Origin of the sequence: Nocardioides sp. NPDC127503, assembly GCF_040302165.1 — a bacterium.
In the GTDB taxonomy this organism is placed as follows: domain Bacteria; phylum Actinomycetota; class Actinomycetes; order Propionibacteriales; family Nocardioidaceae; genus Nocardioides.
Map to the genome: position 1 here is coordinate 78576 of NZ_JBEORH010000004.1, position 25662 is coordinate 104237.

The following is a 25662-nucleotide window of genomic DNA, read 5'->3' on the forward strand; positions in this document are numbered from 1 at the left end:
CCACCGACAGCCCCTTCCTCAGAGCAGGTGACGGACGGAAGCGAAATGAGCACGAATCTCCTCGTCGGTTCCGGAGCCGTAGATCTGGAGCACCTCAGCCAGACCGGGGGCGACCTCGCGCAGGGCGTCGACGGCCTGCTGGAGCTCGCGACCGGACGCCACCGCGCGCAGTACGCCGCGCACCGCCGCGCCACCCTCGACAGCCACGGCCCTGGAGCCGGTGGTCAGCTCCGAGGAGAGCTCACGGATCTCGTCGAGCCGCTCGTTGATCTGAGAGGTGGTGAGGCCGCCCGCACTGGCACCGAGGTCGATCAGCGCGTGCAGGCGTCCGAGCGCGATCGGGTTGGCGATCTTGACCCGCTGCCCGGTCATCAGGTGCGACAGCATCGCCGGGCTGAGACCGAGCACCTTGGCAGTGGTCGCCTGGGTGAGACCCAGCGGAGCGGTCGCGCGGCGCACCAGCTCACCGAGCGGCTCGCCGTACAGCTCGCGCTGCTGCTGGATGTTCTCCTCGACCCCCATGCCGGCAATCTACACACGTAGACAGAAGATTTGCAAACGTACTTGCGGCGTATACGTTAGTGAACATAGGGTGCGACTCATGCGAACAGGACTTGTCATCGCCACCGGCCTTGCCGGGGTCCTCACCGTGGCCGTGGCCGGCACCGGTGCCGCCCCCGCTGCCGCCGAGGAGCAGAACCAGGGCACGTACGGCCGGATGATCCTGGTGCTCGACTCCTCCGGCTCGATGAAGGAGCCGGCCGGCGGAGGCACCACCAAGATCCAGGCGGCCAAGCAGGCGCTCGGCACCGTGATCGACGATCTGCCCGAGAGCGCCGACGTGGGCATGCGGGTCTTCGGCGCGAAGGTGTTCGGACGCAAGCAGAAGGGCGCCTGCGAGGACACCCAGCTGGTCGTCGAGCCCGGCACCGGCAACCGCGACGACCTGAGGTCGGCGGTGAGCGGTTACAAGCCCTATGGCGAGACCCCGATCCCGGTCGCCCTGGAGCGCGCCGCCGAGGACATCGGGTCCGAAGGCAAGCGGTCGATCGTCCTCGTCTCCGACGGGGAGTCGACCTGCGGCGACCCGTGCCCGGCAGCGCAGGCCATCGCCGATCAGGGCATCGACCTGCAGATCGACGTCGTCGGTCTCTCGGTCTCGGGCAAGGCGCGCAGGCAGCTGGAGTGCATCGCCGAGAAGGGCAACGGCACCTACTACGACGCCGACGATGCCGAGGGCATCGGCGAGTCGATCTCGGGCGCCTCGCAGCGGGCGCTGCGGCCGTTCGAGTTCACCGGCGCCCCGGTGAAGGGCACCCCTGACGCGACCGCCGCACCCGTCGTGAAGGCGGGGCAGTATCTGGACACGATCCAGACCCGCGGCGAGCGCTACTACCGCTTCGAGCGCACCGCGCCAGGCACCACCGTGCATTTCGGCCTGATCTTCGAGGGCGAGTCCGAGGATCTGGTCAGCAACCTCAACGCGCAGATCAGCGTCGAGGACGAGAACGGCGAGCTCAGGCAGTGCCGGCGGGCGGTCGTGCAGAGCACGACGCACGGCGACGGCAACCGGCTGATCTTCGGCTCGACCCACAGCGCGGACACCGACCCTGAGGCGCCGTGCAACACCGCCGACGAGCTCTTCTTCGACACCAAGTCGGGAGGCAAGGACACCGGCGCCATCGCCGGAAAGCAGGTCCAGCTGATGGTCTACGAGGAGCCGCCGGTCAGCGCGGCAGCCCTCGATGCCCTGCCTGCCCAGCCCGACCCGCCGACGTGGACCGAGCTGACGCCGGGCGAGCCGACGACCGGCATGGTTCCGGGCAGCGCGATCGCCAACGCACCGATCGTCGAAGCCGGCACCTACTCCTTCGACATCAACCCCGGCGAGAACCAGGTCATCGGCGTCCCGGTCGGCTTCGGCCAGCACCTTCAGGCCCAGTTCGACGCCAGGCTGACCGAGGAGATCCGCCGCGAGTGGGGCGTCGGAGCCGGCATCGAGCTCGACGTCATCGGGCCCCTCGGCGGCGAGGCCACAGTCGACCTCGGCAGCAAGTCGCCGGAGAGCTGGTGCACCACGGGCCTGCTGCAAAACTGCCCGGACGCCTGGCGGACCGGCACCCTGTCCAACGTCGTCGCCTACCGCAACCGCTTCGACTACGCCGACGCGGAGGCCTCGACCGGGCTGCCGGGCGTCCACTACGTCCGGGTGCAATACGGCCTCGACGAGAACATCAACGTGCCCTACACCCTCACCATCGACACCGTCGGCGACGAGGGCGAGGGTGAACCCGACTACGAGAAGGTCTCCGGGCTGTCCGCGCCGACCGCCGATCTCAACCTGAACTCGGCCGAAGGCACCGAGGACTCGGACGGCTCGGGTGGCTCCCGCGCGCAGGAGGCGACCGACGGGACCGGCAAGGGCGAGAACGGCGGCAAGTCGTCGGTCGACACCATCAAGCTGGTCGCCGGCATCGGCGGAGCCGGGCTCGGGATCGTCGCGCTCGCCGCGGCGGCCGTGCTGCTGATCCGGAGGCGGCGGGCCTAGCTCAGCAGGAAGGCACTGCCCGCCAGCAGCAGAACCCCGGCGAGCGCCAGCACGACGATCGGCCACACCGGCCGGTCGTCGTGCTGTTTCGTACGCCGCATCGCGGTCTTCTCGCGAGTGTCCCGAGGCGTCGGTGGAGGAGGCGGAGGTGGTGGCGACGACATGCGGCCGGCGGCGTACTGGTCCAGGACCTCGGCCTCCCCCGGCTCCCACGGCCGCGCAGGCACGGCTTGAGCGAGCAGCTGCCGGAACTCCCCGGCGGACTGCGGCCGGGCGGCGCGATCCTCGCCGACCGCGCGCAGCAGCAGCTGCCCCAGCGGAGTCGATGGCACGTACGCAGCATCGTGCGGCGGCCTCGTCCCGGTCAGCAGATGCAGACCGGTGACCGCGGTGGCGTAGAGGTCGTCGCGAGGGTCGGGGTCGAAGCCCTGGTCAGGCGCCATGTAGCCCGGCGTACCGATCGTCACGTTCGCCTCGGTGAGCCGCGGCTGGTCGGTGGGCACGGCCACGCCGAAGTCGGAGAGCCGCACATGCGGGACGCCCGCGCCGGTCACCTCCAGCAGCAGGTTGCCCGGCTTCACGTCGCGGTGCACCACGCCGGCGGCGTGCACAGCCTCGAGACCCGACAGCGTCTGGTCGAGGATCGCGACGACCCACTGCTCGGAGAGAGCGCCGTAGTCGCCCAGCAGCATGGCGACCGAGCCACCTCGCAGCAGCGGCATCGTGAACAGCACGTTGTCGTCCTCACCGGCCCAGCCGAGCGGGGTCACGACGTGCGGGTGGTGGATCCGGGTGGCCTGCTCGCGGATGAACCGGAGCAGGGAGGAGGCATCGCGCTGACGCAGCAGCTTGGCGGCCTTGATGTCGCCCTCGCGGCGGTCCTGGACCTGCCAGACCGCGCCCATCCCTCCCTCCGCGATGGGCTCCAGCAGCTCGTAGCGCCCCGCGAAGACCTCGCCCACCGGCCGCTCAGATCTTGGTGCGGTGGAAGCTCTGGAAGCTGCGCGAGGCGGTCGGGCCGCGCTGGCCCTGGTAGCGGCTCCCGTACTTCTCGCTGCCGTAGGGGTTCTGGGCGGGCGAGGTGAGCCTGAAGAAGCAGTACTGACCGATCTTCATGCCTGGGTAGAGCTTGATCGGCAGCGTCGCGACGTTGGCCAGCTCGAGCGTCACGTGGCCGGAGAAGCCCGGGTCGACGAAGCCGGCGGTGGCGTGGGTGAGCAGCCCGAGCCGCCCGAGTGAGCTCTTCCCTTCCACGCGCGCCGCGATGTCGTCGGGCAGGCTGACCGTCTCGTACGTCGACCCGAGCACGAACTCGCCCGGGTGCAGGATGAACGGCTCATCCCCCTCGGTCTCGATCTGCCGGGTGAGCTCGGACTGGTCCACGGCCGGGTCGATCGTGGCGTACTTGTGGTTGTCGAAGACCCGGAAGAACCGGTCCAGGCGTACGTCGACGGACGACGGCTGCAGCATCGACTCGTCCCAGGGGTCGATGACGATCCTTCCGTCGTGGATCTCGGTCAGGATGTCCTTGTCGCTCAGCAGCACGAGCCAAACCTAGTCCAAATCCGGTTGAATCAGAGCCATGGCACTGGATGCGCTGATTCCCGGCGGCTACCGCCGGTACGTCGCGCTCGGCGACTCCTTCACCGAGGGCGTCGGCGACGCCGACGCACGTCGCCCGAACGGCGTACGCGGCTGGGCCGATCGGGTCGCCGAGGTGATGGCCGAGCGGACCCCCGAGTTCACCTACGCCAATCTCGCCGTCCGCGGCCGAGGGATCGACCGGATCGTCAAGGAGCAGGTCGCGGCGGCGATCGCGCTCGAGCCGGACGTGGTGACGATCTACGGCGGATCGGTCGACCTGATGTGGCCGCACGTCGACATCGACGCCCTGCTCGTGACCTACGAGTCGGCGATCGAGCAGCTCGTCGACAGCGGCGCGAAGGTGCTCGTCTTCACCGCGTACGGCGCGCGGGCGTCGACCGTCGGGCGGCTGCTCCGCGGACGCTTCGCGGTCTACAACGAGGCCGTCCGCGAGATCGCCCAGCGGCGCGGTGCGACGCTGGTCGACTTCTGGCGGATGACCGAGTACGACGACGCCGGCTACTGGGACGGCCACGGCTTCCTGGGCTCCCCCGGCCACCAGCTGATGGCGATCAAGGTCCTCGACACCCTCGGCGTACGCCACCACCTCCCCACCCCGAAACCGCTGGTCGTCATCGAGGAACCGAGCGTCGGTGGCCCCATCCGCGAGGTCAGGCGGCTCGCTGCTCGAGCACTCCCCTGGGCCGTACGTCGAATGCTCCGCGGCCCCGCCGGCGACGGGTTGTCGGCCCGCTATCCCCAGATGACGCGACTTTCCTGACCGGTTTCACACCTGGCCGGGCGTGTGGGGTAACATCCTGGTCGCACCTGCGGACGTAGCTCAGTTGGTAGAGCGCAACCTTCCCAAGGTTGATGTCGCGAGTTCGAATCTCGTCGTCCGCTCCAATGAAGGCGGGCCGTGCCGTTTGGCACGGCCTGTTTCAGTTCACTTGCACGATCCAAGTGACGCAGCACACGATCGCGGGTGTTTGCGGCTTGCGTCCATTAAGATTGGGTTTCTGTTTTCCAATCATTGTGTGAACGACACGTAAAGGATCACTCGACATGCCCGCGGGCTCGAGCAGCCGATTCACCGACGGACGAGTCCCCGACCACGGCATCGGAGATCTCTTCACCTACGAGGCACGCCTCCAGGCACGACTCGACGTCGAGGCGGCCCTCGCCGGCGCCGAAGCGGCCGTGAAGGTGATCCCCGCCGAGGCCGGCGAGGCGATCGCCGAGGCCGCCGACCTGGACAAGCTCGACCTGGACCGCATCGAGAAGGCGACCGCCGAGCACAGCCACCCGCTGACGCCGCTGGTCGAGGAGCTCTGCCGGGTCGTCGGCGCGAAGCACGGCGGCTGGGTCCACTGGGGCGCGACCACGCAGAACATCACCCAGACCGCCGACCTGATCCTGCTGCGCCAGGCGCACGACAAGATCCTCGACCTGCTCGGCGACCTGCTGCGCTCGCTGTCGAAGGTCGCCGAGGCCGGCGCCGAGGTGCCGATGCCGGGGCGTACGCACTCCCAGCACGCGGTCCCGATCACCTTCGGCTTCAAGGTCGCCATCTGGATCGACGAGATCGCCTCCCACGTCGACCGGCTCCGCTCGGTCGAGGACCGTGTCTTCCGGCTGCTCATGGGCGGCGCGGCCGGCACCATGGCCTCCTTCGGCTCCCACGCCCGCGCCATCGAGACCGAGACGGCCTCCCGGCTCGACATGGGCTCGATGCCGGTCCCCTCGCGCGCGATCAACGACGGCATGGTCGAGTGGGTCTCGATCCTGGGCATGCTCGGTGGCACCGCCGGCAAGATCGGCAAGGACGTCTACTCGATGATGCAGCCCGAGTTCGGGGAGGCCTTCGAGCCGATCCCCGAGGGCACCATCGGCTCCTCGACGATGCCCCACAAGCGCAACCCGCAGCTCACCCTCGACGTCATCACCGCCGCCACCCAGCTGCGCGGGCTCGTCGCCCCGGCGATGGAGTCGATGCTGCACGACCACGAGGCCAACGGCGCCATGACCGGCATCCTCGAGGACGCCGTCGCGCAGGCGTCGCGCTTGGCCGGCGACGTACTCGCCAGGCTCGTGGTCATCTTCACCGGCCTGACCTTCGACGAGGACCGGATGCGCGCCAACCTGGCTCTCTCCGGCGGCCTCATCGGGTCCGAGTCGCTGATGCTCGAGCTCGGCGAGCGCATCGGCCGCCAGGTCGCCCACGACGTCGTCTTCGAGCTGGCTCAGCGCTCCGCGGTCGACGACATCGACTTCGCCTCGCTCCTCGCCGATTCGCCCGAGGTCTCCGAGCACTTCACTCGCAGCGAGATCTCCGATCTGCTCGACCCGTGCCGCCACCTCGGCGAGTCCGCCAACATCGCCCGCGCGATGGCCGAGCACGCCCGCCGGGTGGCCGACGGCATCCAGATCCCCGCCGTCTGAGGCTGGGGTTCCACGGACGTCGATAGGCTGCGTACGTGGCTTTCGAAGGTTTCCCCGTTGCAGCGCTCGACTTCTACGACGACCTCGAGGTCGACAACACCAAGTCGTTCTGGGAAGCCCACAAGCACGTCTACAAGGAGTCGGTCCACGCGCCGATGAAGGCGCTGACCGACGAGCTCGCCGAGGAGTTCGGCAGCGCCAAGATCTTCCGGCCCTACCGCGACGTACGTTTCTCGAAGGACAAGCTCCCGTACAAAACCCACCAGGGAGCCTTCGTGGCCGTGGCGCCGCAGACCGGCTACTACGTCGAGGTCTCGCCCCGCGGCATCCGCACCGGTGGTGGCTGCTACTGGTTCGAGCCGCCCCGGCTGGCCGCCTTTCGCGACGCCATCGTCCACGACCACTACGGCGCTGACCTGGAGAAACGCCTCGCAGTCGCGGAGAAGAAGGGGTACGAGGTCACCGGCGACCGCCTCAAGACCGCTCCGCGCGGCTTCGACAAGGACCACCCCAAGATCGAGCTCCTCCGCTACAAGTCGATCCACCTCGGCCGCACCATCGGATTCGAGCCGATCATCCACGCCCCCGACCTCGTCGGCGAGGTGAAGAAGGACTGGCGAGCCGTACGTCCTCTGGTCGAGTGGATCGCCGAGCACGCGATCGCCTGAGCTGCCCTCGAAACCTGGGCGGAGCACTTTCCCGCCATGGCGGGAAAGTGACGGCGGGATAGCGCTCTCCGGTCGCCCGAATCCCTCCATGGCGGGAAAGTGCACTGACCGATGAAATACCCAGGCGCGACCACGACATACCCACTACGGTGTGCGCCGTGCGTACCACTATCCCCCTCGCCGGCGCAGCATCGCTCCTGATCATCCCGGCGATTCTTGTGACCGCCGGCCCCGGCACCGCAGCCTCGACCTGCGGCGGCTCGCCGGTCACCATCGACATGAACCGGGGCCAGCAGCCCCAGACCTCCTCCTTCGAGGACGTCATCCTCGGCACGCCGGGCAATGACACCATCCACGCCGACTCCAACGACGTCGTCTGCGGCGGCGAGGGCGACGACAAGATCAGTGCGGCGTACTACGTCTTCGGGCAGGGCGGCAACGATGAGATCTGGTCCCGCCAGGCCGACGGCGGATCGGGCAACGACCGGATCCACGGCACGTCCGGAGGAGACGATCTCCGCGGAGGCTCCGGTTCGGACGTCATCTGGGGGCTCGGCAGCAATGACCGAATCCATGGCCATTACGCCCCAGGCATCTCCTCGGCCAGCGGGACCGACGCCGGGGACACGCTTTACGGTGGCGACGGCAACGACCTCATCGAGGGCCAGGGAGGCAACGACCGCGTCTATGGCGAAGGCGGATCCGACAACGTCTTCGGCTCGGCCGGGAGCGATGCCGTGTCCGGCGGTCTCGGCAACGATTACGTCCACGGCGACAGCGGCGACGACCGACTCTACGGCGGGAGCGGGAGCGACGGCGTCTACAGCGGCAGCGGCGCCGACCAGGCGTACGGCGGGACCGGGCCCGACAGCATCAGCGGCCAGTCGGGCAACGACGGTCTCTACGGTGGCAGCGGGCCGGACTGGATCAAGGGTTACGGCGGCAGCGACTACGTGGTCGGCGGCATCGGACGCGACTCGATCGCGGGTGGCGAAGGGCGGGACCGCATCTTCGGCGGGGACGACCGGGATCAACTTGTCGGCGGCGCCGACGCCGATGTCGTCAGAGGCCAGTCCGGAAAGGACCGTTGCGCGCCCGAGCCCTGGGCCGGCGCCACGTACTCCTGCGTGACAATCGGCGGTCTGCAGTCGTACCCGCCGGTGGGCACCGCCTATCCGACGATCTGATCGATTCTGCGAGTGGGCGAAAGTGGCAGGTTCTGGACTGGATCGGCTACCGCTTTCGCCCACTCGTGCGCTCAGCCCGCCGCAGTGAAGCTCGCCATCGTGCGCTCGGGCTCCCAGAAGGCCTTCATAGACTTGATGCGGCCCTCGTCGTTGACGGTGTAGACCATGATCAGCTCGGTGGTGGTGTAGCTGCCGTCGGGGAACGACGTCTTGATCTTGCCGATGTTGGCGCAGGTGTTGCCGCCGGGGTTGGCGAAGGAGTCGTTGATCTCGAACTCGAACGTGTGGACCGAGGCGATGGCCTTCTCCCAGAACGCCTTGAGGCCCTCGTGACCGTGGTGGCCCTTGCCCTCGGGGTCGAACATCGACGGCCCGACCGGGTCCTCGAGCACGCAGTCCTCGGCGTAGATCGTCAGCCACTCGTCGAGGTCGCCCTTGGCGACGGCAGCGTAGGAGCGTTGCCCGGCCGTACGTGCGGGGTGTTCGTCGTCGGGGGCGTTCCAGGTGATGGCGTCGGAGGAGATCATGCGCCAGATCGTACGCCGAAACTGGAACGTGTTCTACCTGATCGCCGAGTCCCGCCGGATAGGGTCACCGGGTGACCGTCTCGGAGACCGCTCGCGGGACTGCGGCACCCGGGCGGGACTTCGACCGGCTCTGGCTGGCCACGGCGACGAGCCAGGCCGGGTCGACCATCGCGTACGGCGCGCTGCCGCTGGTCGCGGTGCTGGTCCTCGACTCCTCCACGTTCCAGGTGTCGCTGCTGGCGGCGTTGTCCGGGTTCGCGGCCGCGGCGGCGGGGATCCGGCTGGGGCCGTGGATCGAGTACCGGTACAAGCGACCGACGATGATCGGCGCCGACCTGATCCGGTTCGCGGCGATGCTCAGCATCCCCGCGGCGGGGGTCTTCGACATGCTCACCTACGCCCACCTGTGCGTCGTCGGCGTCCTCGCCGCGACCTGCGAGCTCGCCTTCACCGCGGCCTCCGGCGCACACCTGAAGGCGCTGGTCAGCCCGGAGGCGAGGCTGGCCGCGACCAGCCGGCTGGAGACGACGTTCTGGACCACCTTCACCGCGGGCCCGCCGGTCGGCGGCGCGCTGGTCTCGGCGTTCGGGCCGACGCTGACCGTGCTCGTCGACGCAATGACGTACCTGCTCTCGGCGCTCGGCATCCGCTCGATCCGTACGCCGGAGCCGCAACCGCCGACGAGGAAGCCGCAGCACTGGCTGGCCGAGGTGACCGCCGGCTGGAGCTACATCCTCGCCCGTCGCGACCTGCGCGCACTCTTCCTGAACGCCGCCCTCTTCGGCTCGTGCGTGATCGCGACCAGCCCGCTGCAGACGGTGCTGACGCTGCGGGTGCTCGGCATGGAGCCGTGGATGTACGGCGTCGCCATGGGTCTGCCCTGCCTCGGCGGCATCCTCGGCGCCATGTGCGCACCTCGCCTCACGAACCGGCTCGGCGAGCGGGCGGTGCTGCTCGGGTCCGGGGTCGCCCGGACCCCTCTGGACCATCCCGATCGCCTTCACCCCGAGCGGGCCGGTCGGCTTCGTGTGGTTCACCGCCGCCAACTTCGGGCTGATCCTCTGCGCCGGGGTCTTCAACCCGACGTTCGCCACCTACAGGATGCGCGAGACCGCCGACGATCACATGGCCCGGGTGCAGGCGGCATGGTCGATCACGATGAAGGTCGCCCAGCCCGTCGGCGTCCTGGCGGCCGGCGCACTGGCCGCGGCGACGAGCCCTCGGACCGCGATCGCGGTGGCCGGAGGCGTACTTCTGCTCTCCTCTGGACTGCTTCCCTGGCGGAGCGCTGTGACGAAGAACCCTACCTGTGAGTAGCCCCGGGCTTGCCACCCCTCGAGAGCGAGCCTATTCTTAATGTTACCCGCCAGTAGTGCGTGCCGACCGGCGCTCCCGCAACTGGTAAATCCGACAAAGGTTATGAAGGTGGATCAGTGAGCCACTACAAGAGCAATCTCCGCGACATCGAGTTCAACCTGTTCGAGGTCTTCGGCACCGACAAGGTCCTCGGCACCGGTCCCTTCGCGGACCTGGACGTCGACACCGCGAGGGAGATCCTCGCCGAGGTCGAGCGTCTCTCGCGCGAGGATCTCGCGGAGTCGTTCGTCGAGGCCGACCGCAATCCGCCGGTCTTCGACCCCAAGACCAACACTGCGCCGGTCCCGGCCGCGTTCAAGAAGTCGTACGACGCGTGGATGGAGTCGGGCTTCTGGAGCCTGCACACTCCCGAGGAGATCGGCGGCCAGGTGGCCCCGAACTCGCTCGTATGGGCGACCGCCGAGATGCTGCTCGGTGCCAACCCGGCGATCTGGATGTACGCCGCCGGCCCGTTCTTCTCGAAGGTCGTCTTCGAGAACGGCAACGAGCGCGACAAGCGCATCGCCAAGTTCATGGTCGAGAAGCTGTGGGGCTCCACCATGGTGCTGACCGAGCCCGACGCGGGCTCCGACGTCGGCGCCGGCAAGACCTTCGCCACGCCCAACGAGGACGGCTCCTGGAACATCACCGGCGTCAAGCGCTTCATCACCAGCGCTGAGTCGGACCTGCAGGAGAACATCATGCACCTCGTCCTCGCCCGCCCGAAGGGCGTCGAGGGCGTCGGTGGCCCGGGCACCAAGGGCCTCTCGCTCTTCCTCGTGCCGAAGTACCACTTCGACCACGAGACCGGTGAGCTCACCGGCGAGCGCAACGGTGCGTACGTCACCAACGTCGAGCACAAGATGGGCATCAAGGTGTCCAACACCTGCGAGCTCACCTTCGGCGACCCGCAGGTCGGCGGCGGCGAGCCCGCCAAGGGCTGGCTGCTCGGCGAGGTCCACGACGGCATCCGCCAGATGTTCGACGTCATCGAGAACGCTCGGATGATGGTCGGCACCAAGGCGATCGCGACCCTCTCGACCGGCTACCTGAACGCTCTCGAGTACGCCAAGACCCGCGTCCAGGGCGCCGACCTCGTCGCCGCCGGCAAGACGGACCCGCGCGTCACGATCACCCACCACCCCGACGTACGCCGCTCGCTGCTGGTGCAGAAGTCGTTCGCCGAGGGCATGCGCGCGCTGGTCTACTACACGACCTCGTGGCAGGAGAAGGTCGTCCTCACCGAGGACGGCTCCGACGAGAACAAGCTGGCCGCCGCGGTCAACGACCTGCTGCTGCCGATCGTCAAGGGCTACGGCTCCGAGCGCGCCTGGGTGCTGCTCGGCACCGAGTCGCTGCAGACCTTCGGTGGGTCGGGCTTCCTGCAGGAGTACCCGATCGAGCAGTACGTCCGCGACGCCAAGATCGACTCGATCTACGAGGGCACGACCGCGATCCAGGGCCAGGACTTCTTCTTCCGCAAGATCGTGAAGAACCAGGGCGCCGCGCTCGGCCAGATCGCCGGAGAGATCCAGGCCTTCCTCGACGCCGAGGGCTCCGCCGAGCTCAAGGAGTCGCGTGCCCTGCTCGCGACCGCGCTCGAGGACGTCAACGCGATCGTCGGGCACATGTTCAACGACCTGATGGCCTCCCAGGAGGAGATCACCAACATCTACAAGGTCGCCCAGAACACCTCGCGCCTGCTGCTCGCCGTCGGCGACGTCGTCGTCGCGTGGCTGCTGCTGCGCCAGGCCGAGATCGCTCTCGCCGCCCTGGCCGGCGACGCCGGCAAGGACACGGACTTCTACACCGGCAAGGTCGCCGCCGCGAAGTTCTTCGCCTCCTACAACCTGCCGAAGCTGACCGCTGAGCGGGCCATCGCCGAGGCGATCGACAACTCGATCATGGATCTGCCCGAGTCCGCTTTCTGACTCTGATCCGTTCGTACGCTGCGGCCCGCCCGGTTCTCCGGGCGGGCCGCGGTGCGTCTGGCGGAATTCCTCAGGCACCCGAAGTGGTTGAGAAGTCACGTGACCTCTGTGACCGAGCCCCGGCTGCGTACGAACTCCGCGCATCACACTCGCGGGTTCTGGTCGGTGGCGTTCCTGTTCGCGGTGACGATGGGCTTCGCGGCCGCGCCGGCTCCGCTCTACGTCTTCTACGTCGACGAGCAGGGCTGGGGCTCGTTCGTGATCACGGTGGTGTTCGCGACGTACGGGGCGGGGGTGGCGGTCTCGCTCTTCCTCGCCGGCCACCTCTCGGACCGGTTCGGGCGACGGCGGGTGGTGGCGCCGGCGGTGCTGCTCAACGTGCTCTCGGCGCTGATCTTCCTCTCGACCCATGAGCTGGGCTGGCTGCTGCTGGCGCGGCTGCTGTCCGGGCTCGGCGTCGGGATGCTGACCGCGACCGCGACGGCCCACCTCGCCGAGTTGCACCGGCGTAGCCGTCCCGGGGCTCCGGCTACTCGGGCCGAGGTGGTCGCGACCGCGGCCAACATCGGTGGCCTCGGGCTGGGCTCACTGGTCGCCGGCGCCCTGGCCGAGTGGGCGCCGCGACCGCTCTACACGCCGTACGCGGTCTTCGCGTTCCTCATGGTGCTCGGGCTGCTCGCGGTCGTGGCGGCGCCGGAGACGGTCGACACCGACCAGCCGGGGTGGACCTACCGGCCGCAACGGGTGCGGGTGCCGGCGGATGCACGCGGCGCCTACTTCGCCGCGGGGATGGCGAGCTTCGTGGCGTTCGCGATGTTCGGCTTCTTCACCTCCCTGGTGCCGTCGTTCCTCGCCGAGGATCTGGACATGCACTCGCACGCCGTCGCGGGCGTGGTCGGCTTCTCCATCTTCGGGGCCGCGGCGCTCTTCCAGGTGCTGGCCGGGCGCTGGCCGCGCCCGAGGCTGTACGTCGTCGGGCTGGTCGCACTGACCACCGGACTGATCCTGGTCGTCGGCGCCCTGATGTCCGGCACGTTCTGGGTGCTGGTCGTCGGGGCCGTCGTCACCGGGGCCGGGTCCGGGATGTCGTTCAAGGCTGCGATCGCCACCGTGATCTCGGTGGCGCCGGCGAACAGCCGCGGCGAGGCGCTGGCCGGGCTCTTCCTGATGGCCTATCTCGGGATCACGGTGCCGGTGGTGCTGCTGGGGATCCTGCTGCAGTACGTCGCGACCGAGCCGGCGATGCTCGCCTTCGGCGCGCTCCTGCTGGTGCTGCTCGGGATCGCGGCTCGTGGGGTCTCTGGGGCGCGGCGTACGGCCTGAGTGGCGTCGACCGCGATGCAGGGGACGGTATGCCTGACCGAAACAGGCGGGTAGCGTTGAACGCCAGCCTTCTCACGTCTGGAGTTCTGTCATGACCATCGGCCTTGGGATCATTCTGTTGGTCCTCGGACTCATCCTGCTCACCGGAGCGGTCGATCTGCCCGACGACATCGCCAACGCCATCGCCACCGAACCGCTCGGCTGGATCCTGACCATCGCCGGCGCACTCGCGATCGCGATCGGCGTGCTGCTGTCGGTGAACCGCTCGCAGCACACCACGGCCGTCGAGCACCGCCGCTACGACGTCGGCCCCTACCCCGCGGAGCCGCAGGGCCCTTATCCCGGCCAGCCCCAGGGCAACTACCCGCCGCAGCAGGGCAACTACCCTCCCGGCCAGGGCCCGGGCCCGTCGCAGGGCGGCTATCCGGGCGGCCGGGGCTGACGCACCCGGCGCAGCTGCGACCTGGCGGCGCGGCGTACGGCTTCGCTCAGGTCGTCGAGAGCGATCGAGTCGAGACGCCAGCGCTGCCAGAAGAGCTGGATGTCGATCGGCTTCGCGCCCGGGAGCGGGACCGTCGCCCCTGACTCGAGGTCGGCCTCGGCCTGGGCGTCGAGGAGCATCCCCCAGCCGAGGCCGCGCCGGATGGCCTCGTGGAAGTCGTGGCTGCTCGGGACCCGGTGGACCACCGGTGGCCGGGTCGCGCCGTGCGCGGCCAGCACCTCGTCCTGGAGATGGTCCTTCTCGTTGAAGACGATCATCGGGATGGCGCCCCAGTCGATGCCTCTGCCCTTGCGGTGACGCTCGATGAGCGCCGGCGCCGCGCCGGGGGTGTAGCGAAGCCGGCCGAGCGGCTCAACCGTGCAGCCCTGGACTGGCTTCGGCTCGCTGGTGACCGCGGCGAGGACCTCGCCGCGGCGCAGCGCGTCGGCCGAGTAGCCCTGGTCCTCCACGGTGATCCGCAGCGCCGTCCGGTCCCAGGTCGCCACCTCGTCGAGGACCGGACGGAACCAGGTCGCGAGGGTGTCCGCGTTGACCACGACCGAGAGGTCGATGACGGTGTCGTCGCTGCTGTCGCCCGAGCTCAGGGTCGCGGCGGCCTCGTCGAGCAGCAGGCGGAGCTGGCGGCCGTGCCTGATCAGGGGCTCGCCGGCCTCGGTGGGCGTGCAGGGAGTCGTACGCCGCACCAGCACCTGCCCGGCCGCCCGCTCGAGCACCCGGATCCGCTGGCTGACGGCGCTCGGGGTGATGTGGAGGCGTCTCGCCGCGGCGTCGAAGGTGCCTTCCTCCGCGATCACGACGAGGGTCTCGAGCTGGGTCGGGTCGAGGGCGGTCATGACTTAAGTGTGGCTTATCTTCGGTAAGATTCTTTCGCTGGTCTGTAGGTGCGTGGCGGCTTAGCGTCGCTGGTGTGATCAACGCCAGCCTCGCCGGCCTCCTCACCGGACTCAGCCTCATCATCGCCATCGGGTCCCAGAACGCGTACGTCCTTCGGCAGGGCATCCTGCGCTCGCACGTGCTCGCGGTGGTGGCCGTGTGCGCGGTCTCCGACCTCCTCCTCATCTGCGCCGGGGTCGCCGGCATGGGAGCGGTCGTCGAGAGCGCGGGGTGGGCGGTGGAGGTGCTGCGCTGGTTCGGGGTCGTGTTCCTCGGTTGGTACGGCATCGGGTCGTTCCGGCGGGCGCTGCGGCCCTCGGGGATGGATGCTGCGGATGCGCCCCGCGAGACGCTCCCCCGCGTGATCGCCAAGGCCGCTGCCTTCACCTGGCTCAATCCGCATGTTTACATCGACACACTTGTGCTCCACGGGTCGATCGCGGCAACGTACGGCTCGGCGCGATGGGGGTTCGCCATCGGCGGCTGCGTGGCCAGCATCGTCTGGTTCGCCGGGCTGGGCTACGGCGCCCGGCTCCTCGCGCCGCTGCTTGCCAGCCGGCGCGCCTGGCAGGTGCTCGACAGTCTCATCGGGTGCATGATGCTCGCGATCGCGGGCGGGCTCGCGCTGGGCGGACTGGGCTGATCGGGCGGGGCGACTTTCAAATCCAGCCAATGTGTTGACCGGCGGCCTAGTGTGGCCGCATGCCGTGGACGACCTCCGATATTCCTGACTTGACCGGCAAGAACGCCGTGGTGACCGGACCGACGCTGGGCGGGATCGGCTACTTCATCGCGCGCGGCCTCGCTGCCGCGGGGGCACGAGTGATCCTGGCGGGGCGGTCCTGGGAGAAGCTCGACGCGGCTGCGGAGGCACTGACCGAGGAGGTTCCCGGCGCCGGCCTCGACCGGGTCGCGCTCGATCTCTCCTCGCTCCAGGCGGTGCGGGCGGGGGCCGAGGCGATCGCGGCGGCGACCTTCGACGGCGGCGGACCGCTGCACCTGCTGGTCAACAACGCCGGTGTGATGGCGACGCCGCAGTCGCGGACCGTGGACGACCTCGACCTGCAGATGGCGACCAACCACTTCGGGCCGTTCCTGCTGACCGGGCTGCTGCTCGAGCCGCTGGCGGAGAGCGGCGAGGGGCGGATCGTCACCATGGCGAGCGTGGCACACAAGGTGGCCCGCAAGGCGCCGCTCGGGTTCCCGACGGTCCAGGTCGGCCGCTATTCGCCGTGGGGCGTCTACTCCCAGTCAAAGCTCGCCAACCTGCTCTTCACCTTCGAGCTCCAGCGACGCCTGGAGAAGGCGGGGCTGCCGGTCGGCGCGTACGCCGCCCACCCGGGGCTCGCCGCCACCCACCTCATGGCGAACGGCGCCTCCCAGCGCATGATCGCTCCGATCGCGAGCATCGGCGAGGCCGCCGTCCGAGCGATGGCGCAGACCCCCGAGGCCGGCGCCTGGCCAGCCTTGATGGCGGCGACCTACCCGGACCTGGAGCCCGGGACGTACATCGGGCCGAGCGACGCCTTCGAGGGTCGCGGGGTGCCGAAGCCGGTCACCGCGACGCGCCTCGCGCGCGACCCCGAGGCGGCGCGGGCACTGTGGGAGCTCTCCGAGCAGACCACGGGGCTGTGCTACCCCTGATTGGCCTACCCCTGACCAAAGTCTGAGCCCGGTCGCTACCTCCGGCCGATGCCTTGACTGTGTCCCGGATCCTAGATTCACCAGGGTGAGCAAGAAGGTCCAGATCTGGTCGCGGACGATCTCCGAACACACCCACCATCTCGAGGTGACCGGGGAGATCATCCGTACGTTCGTGTGGACCGTCGACGGCGAAGAGGTCCTCACCAAGAAGACCTCCGACGACCGGGCGCGGCTGGAGAGCAAGGAGCACGGGACCCTGCTCGTCATCCACTCGGGGCTCGGCACGCCGCGCCGCGCGACCTACTTCGAGCCCGGCGAGGACTTGGCCGGGATGACCGGCATCGGTGGCGTCGACCTCACCCCGGAGCCGGGGTCACGGGCCGCTGCGTACGAACGCCGGGTGATCGACCACCCCAAGCGCTATGCGCTCATCGAGACCCTCGGCGGCGCCGCGGGCGTGGTCGGCGGCATCGTCGCCGCGATGGTCGTCGCGTGGATCGTCTCCCGGATCTCGCTCCCGGACGTCGACCTGCCGCTCCCGAACCTCCCGGACCTCCCCGACCTGCCGCTCCCCGACCTGCCCAGCGTCCCGTGGCCGTCGATCCCCTGGCCGGACCTGCCGAACGTGCAGGTCCCCGAATGGGTCAAGTGGGTCGCCAACAACCTGAAGTACGTCTGGCCCGTCGTCCTCGCCTTCGTCCTCGCCCAGGGCGAGATCAAGCGCCGCCGCAAGCACGCCGAAGCGTCGGCCGCGCAGGCCGAAGCGTCAGGTACGTCGGCCGAGACGTCACGCGCGCTGGCCGAGACGGCAGCGGATGACGCCTCGGGCGACGGGGGTGACGTCTCGGCCGACGCGGGTGACGCCTCGGCTGATTCGGGTCAGCGGCGGGGCTTGTAGGTCGGCTTCTCGCGCTTGAAGGCGGCCTCGCGGGCGATCTTGGTGTTCTCGCCGAAGAGGAGGCGGAGCTGCTCGATGCGCTCGCGGGAGAAGGTGCGCTTGATGGGCGAGTACCAGGTGTCGTTGAAGAGGCGCTTGGCGGCGGCGAGCTGGTCGGGGGAACGCTCGGAGAGCTTGCGGGCGAAGGCGGTCGCGGTGGCCACCGGGTCAGCGGAGAGCTCGGTGACCAGGCCCAGCTCGTAGGCACGCTCGCCCGAGAACTGCTCGGCGGTCATAGTGAGCTTCTTGGCGGTGTCGATGCCGACGACCTCCGAGAGCGACCGGATGCCGGTCATGTCGGGGATGATGCCCCACTTGCCTTCGAGGACCGACCACTGCGAGTCGGGCTCGGCGATGCGGAAGTCGGCGCCGAGGGCGATCTGTACGCCGCCGCCGAGGCAGTGACCGTGGACGGCCGCGATCACCGGGACCGGAAGCCGGCGCCAGGCCCACACCGACTCCTGGAAGAGGTTGGTGCCACGGAAGGGCACGGGCAGGAACGCGCCCACGATCTTCTTCGGGTCGCGCAGGACCGAGGCGAAGTCGAGACCGGCGGTGAACGCGTCCCCCTCACCGGCGATGACCACCGCGCGCAGATCGTGGTTCTTGCCGAGCTCCTTGGCGGTGTCGACCAGCTCCCGGAGCAGGTCGAGGGTCAGCGCATTGAGCTTGTCCGGGCGGTTGAGACGCACCTGGGCGATGCCGTCGTTGATTTCGGTGGTGACGAGGGGCATGGGGAGAACATTACGGGGCAGTAGGCATGATGGGGCACATGGCTGACCCACGCGCTGGAACGCTCGCTACGCCCGCCGACCTGGTCGACGTACCTCACCTGGTCGCCTCCTACTACAACCTGCAGTCGGACCCGGACGATCCGGCCCAGCAGGTCGTCTTCGGCACCTCGGGGCATCGTGGGTCCTCGCTCAAGTCAGCCTTCAACGAGACGCACATCCTGGCCACGACCCAGGCGATCGTCGACTACCGGACCTCGCAGGGAATCGATGGGCCGCTGTTCATCGGGCGCGACACCCACGGCCTCTCCGAGCCCGCCTGGGCGAGTGCGCTGGAGGTGCTGGTCGCCAATGACGTACGCGTGCTGGTGGACGACCGCGACGGCTACACGCCCACACCGGCGATCTCGCACGCGATCCTTCGTGCCAACGCCGGCCGGCTGTCGGGCGCCGGCCTCGCCGACGGGATCGTCGTGACCCCGTCCCACAACCCGCCCTCCGACGGCGGCTTCAAGTACAACCCGCCCCACGGCGGCCCGGCGGACTCCGACGCCACCAAGGTCATCGCCGCGCGCGCCAACGAGCTGATCCGCGCCGGGCTCTCCGGCGTCAAGCGAGTGCCGTTCGCCGCCGCGAAGCGACGAGCCGAGGCGTACGACTTCCTGGGCTCCTACGTCGACGACCTGCCCAACGTGGTCGACCTGGCCGCCATCCGCGATGCCGGGGTGAAGATCGCCGCCGATCCGCTGGGCGGGGCCTCGGTCGCCTACTGGGGCGAGATCGCCGAGCGGCACAAGATCGACCTCAACGTGGTCAACGAGCTGGTCGACCCGACCTGGCGCTTCATGCCGCTGGACTGGGACGGCAAGATCCGGATGGACTGCTCCTCCCCCAGCGCGATGGCCGAGCTGGTGCGGTTCTTGGAGAGCACTCCGGAGTTCGATATCGCCACCGGCAACGACGCCGACTCCGACCGGCACGGGATCGTCACGCGCGACGCCGGCCTGATGAACCCCAACCACTTCCTCGCGGTCGCGATCGACCACCTCTTCGGCGGCGCGCGTCCCGACTGGCCGGCGACCGCGCGCATCGGCAAAACGCTGGTCTCGTCCTCGATGATCGACCGGGTCGCCGGTGCGCTCGACAAGCCGCTGGTCGAGGTTCCGGTAGGGTTCAAGTGGTTCGTACCGGGGCTGATCGACGGCTCGTTCGGCTTCGGCGGCGAGGAATCGGCGGGCGCCTCGTTCCTGCGCTTCGACGGCACCGTGTGGACCACCGACAAGGACGGCATCATCCTCGCCCTGCTCGCCTCCGAGATCCTGGCGCGCACCGGGAAGACGCCGTCGCAGCGCTATGCGGAGCTGATCGCGCAGCACGGCGCCCCGGCGTACGCCCGGATCGACGCCCCTGCCTCGCGCGAGGAGAAGGCGAAGCTCGCTGGCCTCTCCCCCGATGCCGTGACCGCGACGAGCCTCGCTGGCGAGGAGATCACCGCCAAGCTCACCGAGGCGCCGGGCAACGGTGCGGCCATCGGCGGCCTGAAGGTGACCACCGAGTCGGCCTGGTTCGCGGCCCGACCGTCGGGGACCGAGGACGTCTACAAGATCTACGCCGAGTCGTTCCGAGGTCCTGACCACCTGGCGAAGGTCCAGGAGGAGGCCAAGGCGGTCGTCTCCGCCGCCCTGGCCTGACCTCCCGTCCGCCCCAGCTTCGAGATCAACGCATCCAGAACGGGTGCTCGGCGTCCTCCCGCACCGTCACGTTGACCCGGTTGAAGAGGTTGTGGGTGGCGATGCAGAGAACCAGGGCCGCGGTCTGCTTCTCGTCGTAGTGCTTGGTGACCTCACGCCAGAGCTCGTCCGGCACCGCGTCCTCGGAGTCGGCAAGGCGGGTGAGGGCATCGGCGAGGGAGAGTGCTGCCTTCTCGGCCTCGTCGAAGAAGGGCGACTCACGGAAAGCGGCCAGACCGACGACCTTCTCGATCGGCAGGCCGACGTCGGCGAGACGTACGGCATGACCCTGGAGGCAGGCGGCGCAGCCGTTGAGCTGGCTCACCCGGATGGCGACGAGCTCCGTCGTGGTCTCGTGAAGACCACCCTCGGCCACGGCGGCCAGGAGGTTGCCGATGCCCTTAAATGCCTGCGGGATGACTTCTGCGGGGTTCTTCATTCGGTTGCTCATGCCATCCCTGACCCGCCCCGCCGCAGCGATGTGACAGGTCGGTGAAAGAAAAATTTCTTTCACGGAAGCGGTCACATCTGGTCTGCTTCGCGGGTCGGGTCTATGAGGGCCCGCACTGTGCGGGCCGCACGATCGAGAGGACCGACGATGCAGCAGGAGTGGCTGGCCGAGCGTTTCGAGGAGGAGCGACGACACCTGTTCGGGGTGGCCTACCGGATGCTCGGATCGACCTCCGAGGCCGAGGACGCCGTCCAGGACGCCTGGCTCCGGCTGAGCCGCAGCGACGCCGACGAGATCGACAACATCGGCGGCTGGCTGACGACCGTGGTGGCCCGCGTCTCGCTCAACATGCTCCGCTCGCGCAAGACCCGCGGCGAGCTGTCCCTTGATTCCGAGCTACCCGGGGACCGGCTGCCGGACCCCACGGTCGTCCTCGCCGATGGCGCGACCCAGGACCCGGCCGAGCGCGCGATGCTCGCCGACTCGGTCAGCATCGCTCTCCTGGTCGTGCTCGACCAGCTCTCCCCGGACGAGCGGCTGGCCTTCGTACTCCATGATCTCTTCGCCGTGCCCTTCGACGAGATCGCGACGATGCTCGACCGTTCTTCGGACTCGACCCGTCAGCTCGCGAGCCGCGCCCGACGCAGGGTTCGAGGACGTACGCCCGAGAACGACGTCACCGCTCAGCGCGAGGTCGTCGACGCCTTCTTCGCCGCCGCCCAGGACGGCGACCTGGACCGGCTGATCGGTGCGCTCCACCCCGATGTCGTCCTGCACTCCGATATCGGCTCCGGGATCACCACCTACCGCGGCGCGGCGAAGGTCGCGGGCAACGCCGTCATGTACGCCCACGCCGACCGCATCACCCACTCGGCCCTCGTCAACGGCTCCGCCGGCGTCGCGATCACCTTCCACGGGAAGCTCTACAGCGTCATGGCCTTCACCGTGGTCGACGGACGGATCACCGAGATCGAGGCGTACGCCGCCCCCGCCCAGGTCGCGAAGCTCGCCGCGAGCCTGGGCATGGAGTCAGCGCACGACCAGGCTTAGGCGGCCTGGCGGCGGGGTCGGCCGCGGCCACGCTTGTGGGTGACCACCTGGCCGCGTTCGACGATCTCGCCGCCCCAGACGCCCCAGGGTTCGGAGCGGGCCAGGGCACCGGAGAGGCACTCACGCATCACCGGGCAGTCGAGGCAGCGATCTTTGGCCACCTCGAGGGCGGCGGGGGACTCTGAGAACCACAACGCAGAGTCGTCTCCGTGGCACGGTAGGCCGGCGGCGTACAAAGGCGGGATGATCTCCAAGGGCACCCCTTGAGAATCTGCGCCTGAGGTAGGCCCGCACATCGGGAAACTACCTTAGATCGCCCCTGAGGATCCCTCACTGAGAATCTCCCGAGGGCGAATCGTTTCGGACTCGTGTTTCGCGTTTGCACCCTTCTTCATCGCAAATCTCTCTACGATGCGAAATCGCCGCGACTCGACGCGGCGGAACCCCGAGAGGAGCAACCCGTGAAGCTCGGAAAGCAAGGAATCAGCCTTGCGCTCGTCGCGGCAGGCCTGGTGGTCACACCGATCGCTGCCATCGCTGCGGAACCGGATCCCAGCGGCATCGATCAACTGAAGGCTGCGGCCGATCAGACCGTGACCCTCAAGAAGGAGGGCGCCACCGGCCTGATCGGCTATGCGTCCACCAAGGGCGACCTGCTGCCCAGCGTCACCGCTGACAGCAAGTCGGAGGCGGCCGAGAAGGCACGCGAATACCTCGACAAGTACGCCTCGGTCTTCGGTGCCGAGGCCGGCCAGCTCGACCAGTCGAAGGTCAGCACCACCCCGGCCGGCTGGACGGTCGAGTTCGAGCAGGCCTACAAGGACGTGCCGGTCTTCGGCGGCGTCCTGAAGGCCCACGTCGACAAGGCAGGCGACCTGACCTCGGTCAACGGTTTCGCCGCCCCGAACCTCGACCTCAGCACGACCCCGAAGTGGTCGAAGGAGAAGGCCGGCGCCAAGGCGCTCGAGCTGGTGAAGGCGAAGCCGGCCGAGGCCCACGCCGACAAGGTCGACACCACCGGCGTCGAGGTCGTCAAGGCCGACCTCAACATCTACCGCATGGGCGCGGCCCAGGGCGTGAGCGGCAAGAGCCTGCTCGCCTGGGTCGTCGAGGTGTCCAACCGGTCCACCGTGCGCGAGGTCGTCGTACTCGACGCCGCCAGCGGCAAGCCGGTCAACCGCTACTCGATGCTCCACGCCGCCACCGACCGTGAGCTCGTCGAGAAGCACAACACCCCCGACACTGGCGACGACGCGACCGTCTGGACCGAGAACGACGCCTTCCCGGGCACGCTCGACCAGGACCAGCAGAACGAGGTCGCCACCACCGGCGAGTCCTACTGGCTCTTCAAGAACACCTTCGGCCGCGACTCCTACGACGGCAACGGCTCGAAGATGATCACGGTCAACAACGACCCGGCGATCTCGTGCCCGAACGCCAACTGGAACGGCGAGACCACCAACTACTGCTCCGGCGTCACCTCCGACGACGTGGTGGCGCACGAGTGGGGCCACGCCTACACCGAGCACACCTCCGGCCTGATCTACCAGTGGCAGCCGGGTGCGCTCAACGAGGCGTACTCCGACATGTGGGGCAACACGGTCGACTTCCTCAACACCCGTGAGAACACCACTGACGACGTGGCCCGTACGGCTGGAAACTGCTCCTCCTCCACCCGCGGCGCCATCACCCTGACCATCAACTCTCCCGCCGACGTGGCCGGCGACTGCCCGGCCGCCGCTGCCAACTTCGGCCCGGTCTACCCGACCGCCGGAGTGACCAGCGACATCGTGGTCGGCCTCGACGCCGCCAACAGCGGTGGGCCGACGACCACCGACGGTTGCTCGCCGCTGGAGAACGCCGCTGCGATCAACGGCAAGTTCGTGCTCGTCGACCGTGGCACCTGCCCGTTCACCCAGAAGGTCGCGAACGCGAAGAACGCCGGCGCCAAGGGCGTTGTGATCGCGTTCCGGCAAGGCGAGTCGATCGGCAGCATCTCCGGCAACTCCGACATCTACGGGGCGACCACCGACTACGCCACCGGCCAGAAGATCAAGAACGCCACCGGCACGGTCAACATCACCATCAAGGACACCTCGGCCGACACCAAGGACGAGTCCGTACGCTGGCTGATGGGTGAGGACTCCACCGCCTTCGGCGGCGCGATCCGCGACATGTGGAACCCGAACTGCTACGGCGACCCGGGCAAGGTCTCCGACGAGGAGTACCACTGCGACGGCGCCACCGACTCCGGCGGCGTCCACGTCAACTCCGGTGTCATCAACCACCACTACGCCCTGCTCGTGGACGGCGGCTCCTACAACGACGTCGACGTCGCGAGCATCGGCCTGGACAAGGCGGCCAACCTGATCTGGCACGCCCAGACGAACTACCTGACGCCGACCTCGGGCTTCCCCGAGTACGCCCAGGCGATCGTCTCCTCGTGCGCCGACCTGACCGGTGTGACCACGCTCAAGAAGCTCACCCTGGGCGGCTCGACGCCGCAGACCGGCGGCGGCGAGACTCCGGGTGGCGAGGCCGAGGCTCCGGCTCTGGAGCCGATCACGGCCGCTGACTGTGCGGCGGTCTCGGCGGCCAACACGGCCACCGAGCTGACCGAGGAGCCCGTCCAGTGCAACTTCGGGCCGATGCTCGACCCGAACACCCCCGCCCTGTGTGGCGAGGGCACCAACGAGGTCACCACCTACACCGAGGACTTCGAGGACGGTCTGACCGGTTGGACCCAGGACGCCGAGGCACTGGTCCCCGGCAACGACTACCCCTGGGAGGCCGGTTCGGACGTCGAGGGCAACGAGAGCGGTCTTGCGTTCGCACCGGACCCGAACGAGGGCGCCTGCGGTTCGGCGACGGGCGACATCACCAGCCGAAACGGCCTGGTCAGCCCGACCCTCACCGTCCCCGGCGGCCTGTCGCCGCGGTTGAGCTTCGACCACTCGGTCCTCACCGAGTGGGGCTATGACGGCGGCAACGTCAAGGCATCGGTCAACGGCGGCGAGTTCAAGGTCGTCGACCAGACCGCGTACGCCTTCAACGCGCCGGGCGGCACGATGAGTGTCGGCAGCGGATTCATGGAGGGCGAGGCGGCCTGGACCGGCTCGGACGGCAACAGCTTCACCGGCCAGTGGGGCACCACGATCGTGAAGCTCGACTCGATCGCCGCCGCCGGCGACACCGTGCAGTTCCGCTTCGACTTCGGTCGCGACGGCTGTGGCGGGGCCAGGGGCTGGGCCATCGACAACGTCTCGCTGAGCTACTGCACCGAGAAGGCGGTCCCGGAGATCTCCGCCACCTCGCCCAGGTGGGGCAAGGTCGAGATCACCGTCGACGGCAAGCGCGCCTCCGGCGAGATCGTCGTCAGCGAGAACGGCGTCCGCGTCGGCCGCTTCACTCTGAAGAAGGAGGAGGCGACCTTCCGGGCGATCCGAGGCACGCACACCTACAAGGTGGTCTACTCGGGTGACCGGAACAACGAGGCGATCACCAAGGTGGTGACCGTGAGGGTCAAGTAGGATCCTGCGTCATCTAACGGTCCCGCCGGGCGTACACCCGGCGGGACCGTTCCGCAATCAGACTCATCACATTCGCGGCTTCCCTCGGATGCGCGGGGTCAGCCGAACCGGGGCCAACATGCCGGCCGCTCGATACTTCAGGATCATCCGACGAACACTTGATCTCGTTCGAGCCCCCTCAGACACGCCGGGAGTGGCGCCGCCGATCAGACTGGTAATGAGTTCGCGACCCGCACCTATGCCACCCCTGTGGCACGAGTCAGGACGTAGGAGACGAACCCAAGCGGGACCCACGTGGGTCGATCCGCAGCCTGACCCGATCTGTGGATCGATCCGCCGTTCCTTTTTAGTAGCCGATCCAGCAGAGCTCGTATTCGATTCTCTGCCTCGAGGCGGAGCACGGCCACGTCGTAGAGCACGCGCGGCGGCGATCTGGCCGCCCCAGCAGCGTTCCTGGATCCGTTGCCACGACCAGAACCCGCAGTTGGACTCGCACATCATGCACAACGACGCCGGTCCACGCCCACCTCGATGAGGACTCGTCCCGAGTCGGCCTTCGAGTATCCCCGCCAACATCTGCCTGCGACGCCTTCGCTATGGCCACGGTGCGCTGGACTCCAGCACCGCCAACCCGAACCGTTGCGTGCC

23 protein-coding genes and 1 tRNA gene are annotated in these 25662 nt (G+C 68.8%); 16 read left to right on the forward strand and 8 right to left on the reverse strand.

The features are described from left to right. Positions 1 to 18 precede the first annotated feature (18 nt). Complete coding sequence (locus tag ABTW65_RS10360; RefSeq protein ID WP_350659980.1) at positions 19 to 522, reverse strand: DNA-binding protein; 504 nt, start codon at positions 520 to 522, stop codon at positions 19 to 21. Between the two features lie 79 nt (positions 523 to 601). On the opposite strand from ABTW65_RS10360, the gene ABTW65_RS10365 reads away from it, so the two are divergent. Beyond that, complete coding sequence (locus ABTW65_RS10365; RefSeq protein ID WP_350659981.1) at positions 602 to 2548, forward strand: vWA domain-containing protein; 1947 nt, start codon at positions 602 to 604, stop codon at positions 2546 to 2548. On the opposite strand, the gene ABTW65_RS10370 is transcribed toward ABTW65_RS10365, so the two are convergent. Both ABTW65_RS10370 and dcd read right to left on the reverse strand, forming a co-directional pair. After that, complete coding sequence (locus ABTW65_RS10370) at positions 2545 to 3510, reverse strand: serine/threonine-protein kinase (protein ID WP_350659982.1); 966 nt, start codon at positions 3508 to 3510, stop codon at positions 2545 to 2547. The genes ABTW65_RS10365 and ABTW65_RS10370 overlap by 4 nt on opposite strands. Before the next feature lie 7 nt (positions 3511 to 3517). Further along, complete coding sequence (gene dcd, locus ABTW65_RS10375; protein WP_141794788.1) at positions 3518 to 4093, reverse strand: dCTP deaminase; 576 nt, start codon at positions 4091 to 4093, stop codon at positions 3518 to 3520. A 37-nt stretch (positions 4094 to 4130) separates the two neighbouring features. On the opposite strand from dcd, the gene ABTW65_RS10380 reads away from it, so the two are divergent. The 5 genes from ABTW65_RS10380 to ABTW65_RS10400 all read left to right on the forward strand — a co-directional run bounded on the left by ABTW65_RS10380 (position 4131) and on the right by ABTW65_RS10400 (position 8429). Then, on the forward strand, positions 4131 to 4913 hold the full coding sequence (locus ABTW65_RS10380; RefSeq protein WP_350659983.1) for an SGNH/GDSL hydrolase family protein: 783 nt from the start codon (positions 4131 to 4133) through the stop codon (positions 4911 to 4913). A 49-nt stretch (positions 4914 to 4962) separates the two neighbouring features. Continuing rightward, positions 4963 to 5038, forward strand: a tRNA-Gly gene (locus ABTW65_RS10385). A gap of 159 nt (positions 5039 to 5197) precedes the next feature. Next, positions 5198 to 6574 carry a class-II fumarase/aspartase family protein gene (locus ABTW65_RS10390; RefSeq protein WP_350659985.1) on the forward strand — a complete coding sequence of 459 codons (1377 nt, stop codon included), beginning with the start codon at positions 5198 to 5200 and terminating at the stop codon, positions 6572 to 6574. A gap of 35 nt (positions 6575 to 6609) precedes the next feature. Beyond that, positions 6610 to 7242 carry a DUF2461 domain-containing protein gene (locus tag ABTW65_RS10395; RefSeq protein ID WP_350659986.1) on the forward strand — a complete coding sequence of 211 codons (633 nt, stop codon included), beginning with the start codon at positions 6610 to 6612 and terminating at the stop codon, positions 7240 to 7242. A gap of 158 nt (positions 7243 to 7400) precedes the next feature. Further along, complete coding sequence (locus ABTW65_RS10400; RefSeq protein ID WP_350659987.1) at positions 7401 to 8429, forward strand: calcium-binding protein; 1029 nt, start codon at positions 7401 to 7403, stop codon at positions 8427 to 8429. 71 nt (positions 8430 to 8500) lie between these two features. On the opposite strand, the gene ABTW65_RS10405 is transcribed toward ABTW65_RS10400, so the two are convergent. Then, positions 8501 to 8956: a nuclear transport factor 2 family protein gene (locus tag ABTW65_RS10405; RefSeq protein ID WP_350659988.1), complete on the reverse strand. Its 456-nt coding sequence runs from the start codon at positions 8954 to 8956 to the stop codon at positions 8501 to 8503. A gap of 71 nt (positions 8957 to 9027) precedes the next feature. Here ABTW65_RS10405 and ABTW65_RS10410 point away from each other — a divergent pair, with 71 nt between their 5' ends. The 4 genes from ABTW65_RS10410 to ABTW65_RS10425 all read left to right on the forward strand — a co-directional run bounded on the left by ABTW65_RS10410 (position 9028) and on the right by ABTW65_RS10425 (position 14008). Then, a complete protein-coding gene (locus tag ABTW65_RS10410) occupies positions 9028 to 10269 on the forward strand; it encodes an MFS transporter (RefSeq protein WP_350659989.1) in 1242 nt (413 codons plus the stop codon). Positions 10270 to 10389: 120 nt separating this feature from the next. Continuing rightward, positions 10390 to 12243, forward strand: a complete 1854-nt coding sequence (locus ABTW65_RS10415) for an acyl-CoA dehydrogenase (protein WP_350659990.1) — start codon at positions 10390 to 10392, stop codon at positions 12241 to 12243. 99 nt (positions 12244 to 12342) lie between these two features. Continuing rightward, a complete protein-coding gene (locus tag ABTW65_RS10420; protein WP_350659991.1) occupies positions 12343 to 13566 on the forward strand; it encodes an MFS transporter in 1224 nt (407 codons plus the stop codon). Positions 13567 to 13657: 91 nt separating this feature from the next. After that, the gene (locus ABTW65_RS10425; RefSeq protein WP_350659992.1) at positions 13658 to 14008 is read left to right on the forward strand and encodes a DUF6458 family protein; all 351 of its coding nucleotides are present in this window, start codon (positions 13658 to 13660) and stop codon (positions 14006 to 14008) included. On the opposite strand, the gene ABTW65_RS10430 is transcribed toward ABTW65_RS10425, so the two are convergent. Next, the gene (locus ABTW65_RS10430) at positions 13987 to 14901 is read right to left on the reverse strand and encodes a LysR family transcriptional regulator ArgP (RefSeq protein WP_350659993.1); all 915 of its coding nucleotides are present in this window, start codon (positions 14899 to 14901) and stop codon (positions 13987 to 13989) included. The genes ABTW65_RS10425 and ABTW65_RS10430 overlap by 22 nt on opposite strands. Positions 14902 to 14975: 74 nt before the next feature. On the opposite strand from ABTW65_RS10430, the gene ABTW65_RS10435 reads away from it, so the two are divergent. The 3 genes from ABTW65_RS10435 (at position 14976) to ABTW65_RS10445 (ending at position 17483) form a co-directional block, all read left to right on the forward strand. Further along, complete coding sequence (locus ABTW65_RS10435) at positions 14976 to 15584, forward strand: LysE/ArgO family amino acid transporter (protein ID WP_350659994.1); 609 nt, start codon at positions 14976 to 14978, stop codon at positions 15582 to 15584. 59 nt (positions 15585 to 15643) lie between these two features. Next, on the forward strand, positions 15644 to 16585 hold the full coding sequence (locus tag ABTW65_RS10440; protein WP_350659995.1) for an oxidoreductase: 942 nt from the start codon (positions 15644 to 15646) through the stop codon (positions 16583 to 16585). Positions 16586 to 16670: 85 nt separating this feature from the next. Further along, on the forward strand, positions 16671 to 17483 hold the full coding sequence (locus ABTW65_RS10445; protein ID WP_350659996.1) for a hypothetical protein: 813 nt from the start codon (positions 16671 to 16673) through the stop codon (positions 17481 to 17483). Here ABTW65_RS10445 and ABTW65_RS10450 read toward each other — a convergent pair. Beyond that, positions 17465 to 18256, reverse strand: a complete 792-nt coding sequence (locus ABTW65_RS10450) for a crotonase/enoyl-CoA hydratase family protein (RefSeq protein WP_350659997.1) — start codon at positions 18254 to 18256, stop codon at positions 17465 to 17467. The genes ABTW65_RS10445 and ABTW65_RS10450 overlap by 19 nt on opposite strands. Positions 18257 to 18294: 38 nt before the next feature. Between ABTW65_RS10450 and pgm the strand changes: the two genes are divergently transcribed. Beyond that, the gene (gene pgm / locus ABTW65_RS10455) at positions 18295 to 19944 is read left to right on the forward strand and encodes a phosphoglucomutase (alpha-D-glucose-1,6-bisphosphate-dependent) (RefSeq protein ID WP_350659998.1); all 1650 of its coding nucleotides are present in this window, start codon (positions 18295 to 18297) and stop codon (positions 19942 to 19944) included. A 25-nt stretch (positions 19945 to 19969) separates the two neighbouring features. Here pgm and ABTW65_RS10460 read toward each other — a convergent pair whose 3' ends face one another. Continuing rightward, the gene (locus tag ABTW65_RS10460) at positions 19970 to 20434 is read right to left on the reverse strand and encodes a carboxymuconolactone decarboxylase family protein (protein ID WP_350659999.1); all 465 of its coding nucleotides are present in this window, start codon (positions 20432 to 20434) and stop codon (positions 19970 to 19972) included. Positions 20435 to 20581: 147 nt separating this feature from the next. On the opposite strand from ABTW65_RS10460, the gene ABTW65_RS10465 reads away from it, so the two are divergent. Continuing rightward, positions 20582 to 21484 (forward strand): sigma-70 family RNA polymerase sigma factor, encoded by a 903-nt coding sequence (locus tag ABTW65_RS10465; RefSeq protein ID WP_350660000.1) that lies wholly within the window; start codon positions 20582 to 20584, stop codon positions 21482 to 21484. Here ABTW65_RS10465 and ABTW65_RS10470 read toward each other — a convergent pair. Further along, positions 21481 to 21780, reverse strand: coding sequence for a WhiB family transcriptional regulator (locus tag ABTW65_RS10470; RefSeq protein WP_350660001.1), 300 nt, complete (start codon positions 21778 to 21780; stop codon positions 21481 to 21483). The two genes, ABTW65_RS10465 and ABTW65_RS10470, sit on opposite strands and share 4 nt — an antisense overlap. A 165-nt stretch (positions 21781 to 21945) precedes the next feature. Between ABTW65_RS10470 and ABTW65_RS10475 the strand changes: the two genes are divergently transcribed. Continuing rightward, positions 21946 to 25014 carry a M4 family metallopeptidase gene (locus ABTW65_RS10475; protein ID WP_350660002.1) on the forward strand — a complete coding sequence of 1023 codons (3069 nt, stop codon included), beginning with the start codon at positions 21946 to 21948 and terminating at the stop codon, positions 25012 to 25014. Positions 25015 to 25662 lie beyond the last annotated feature (648 nt).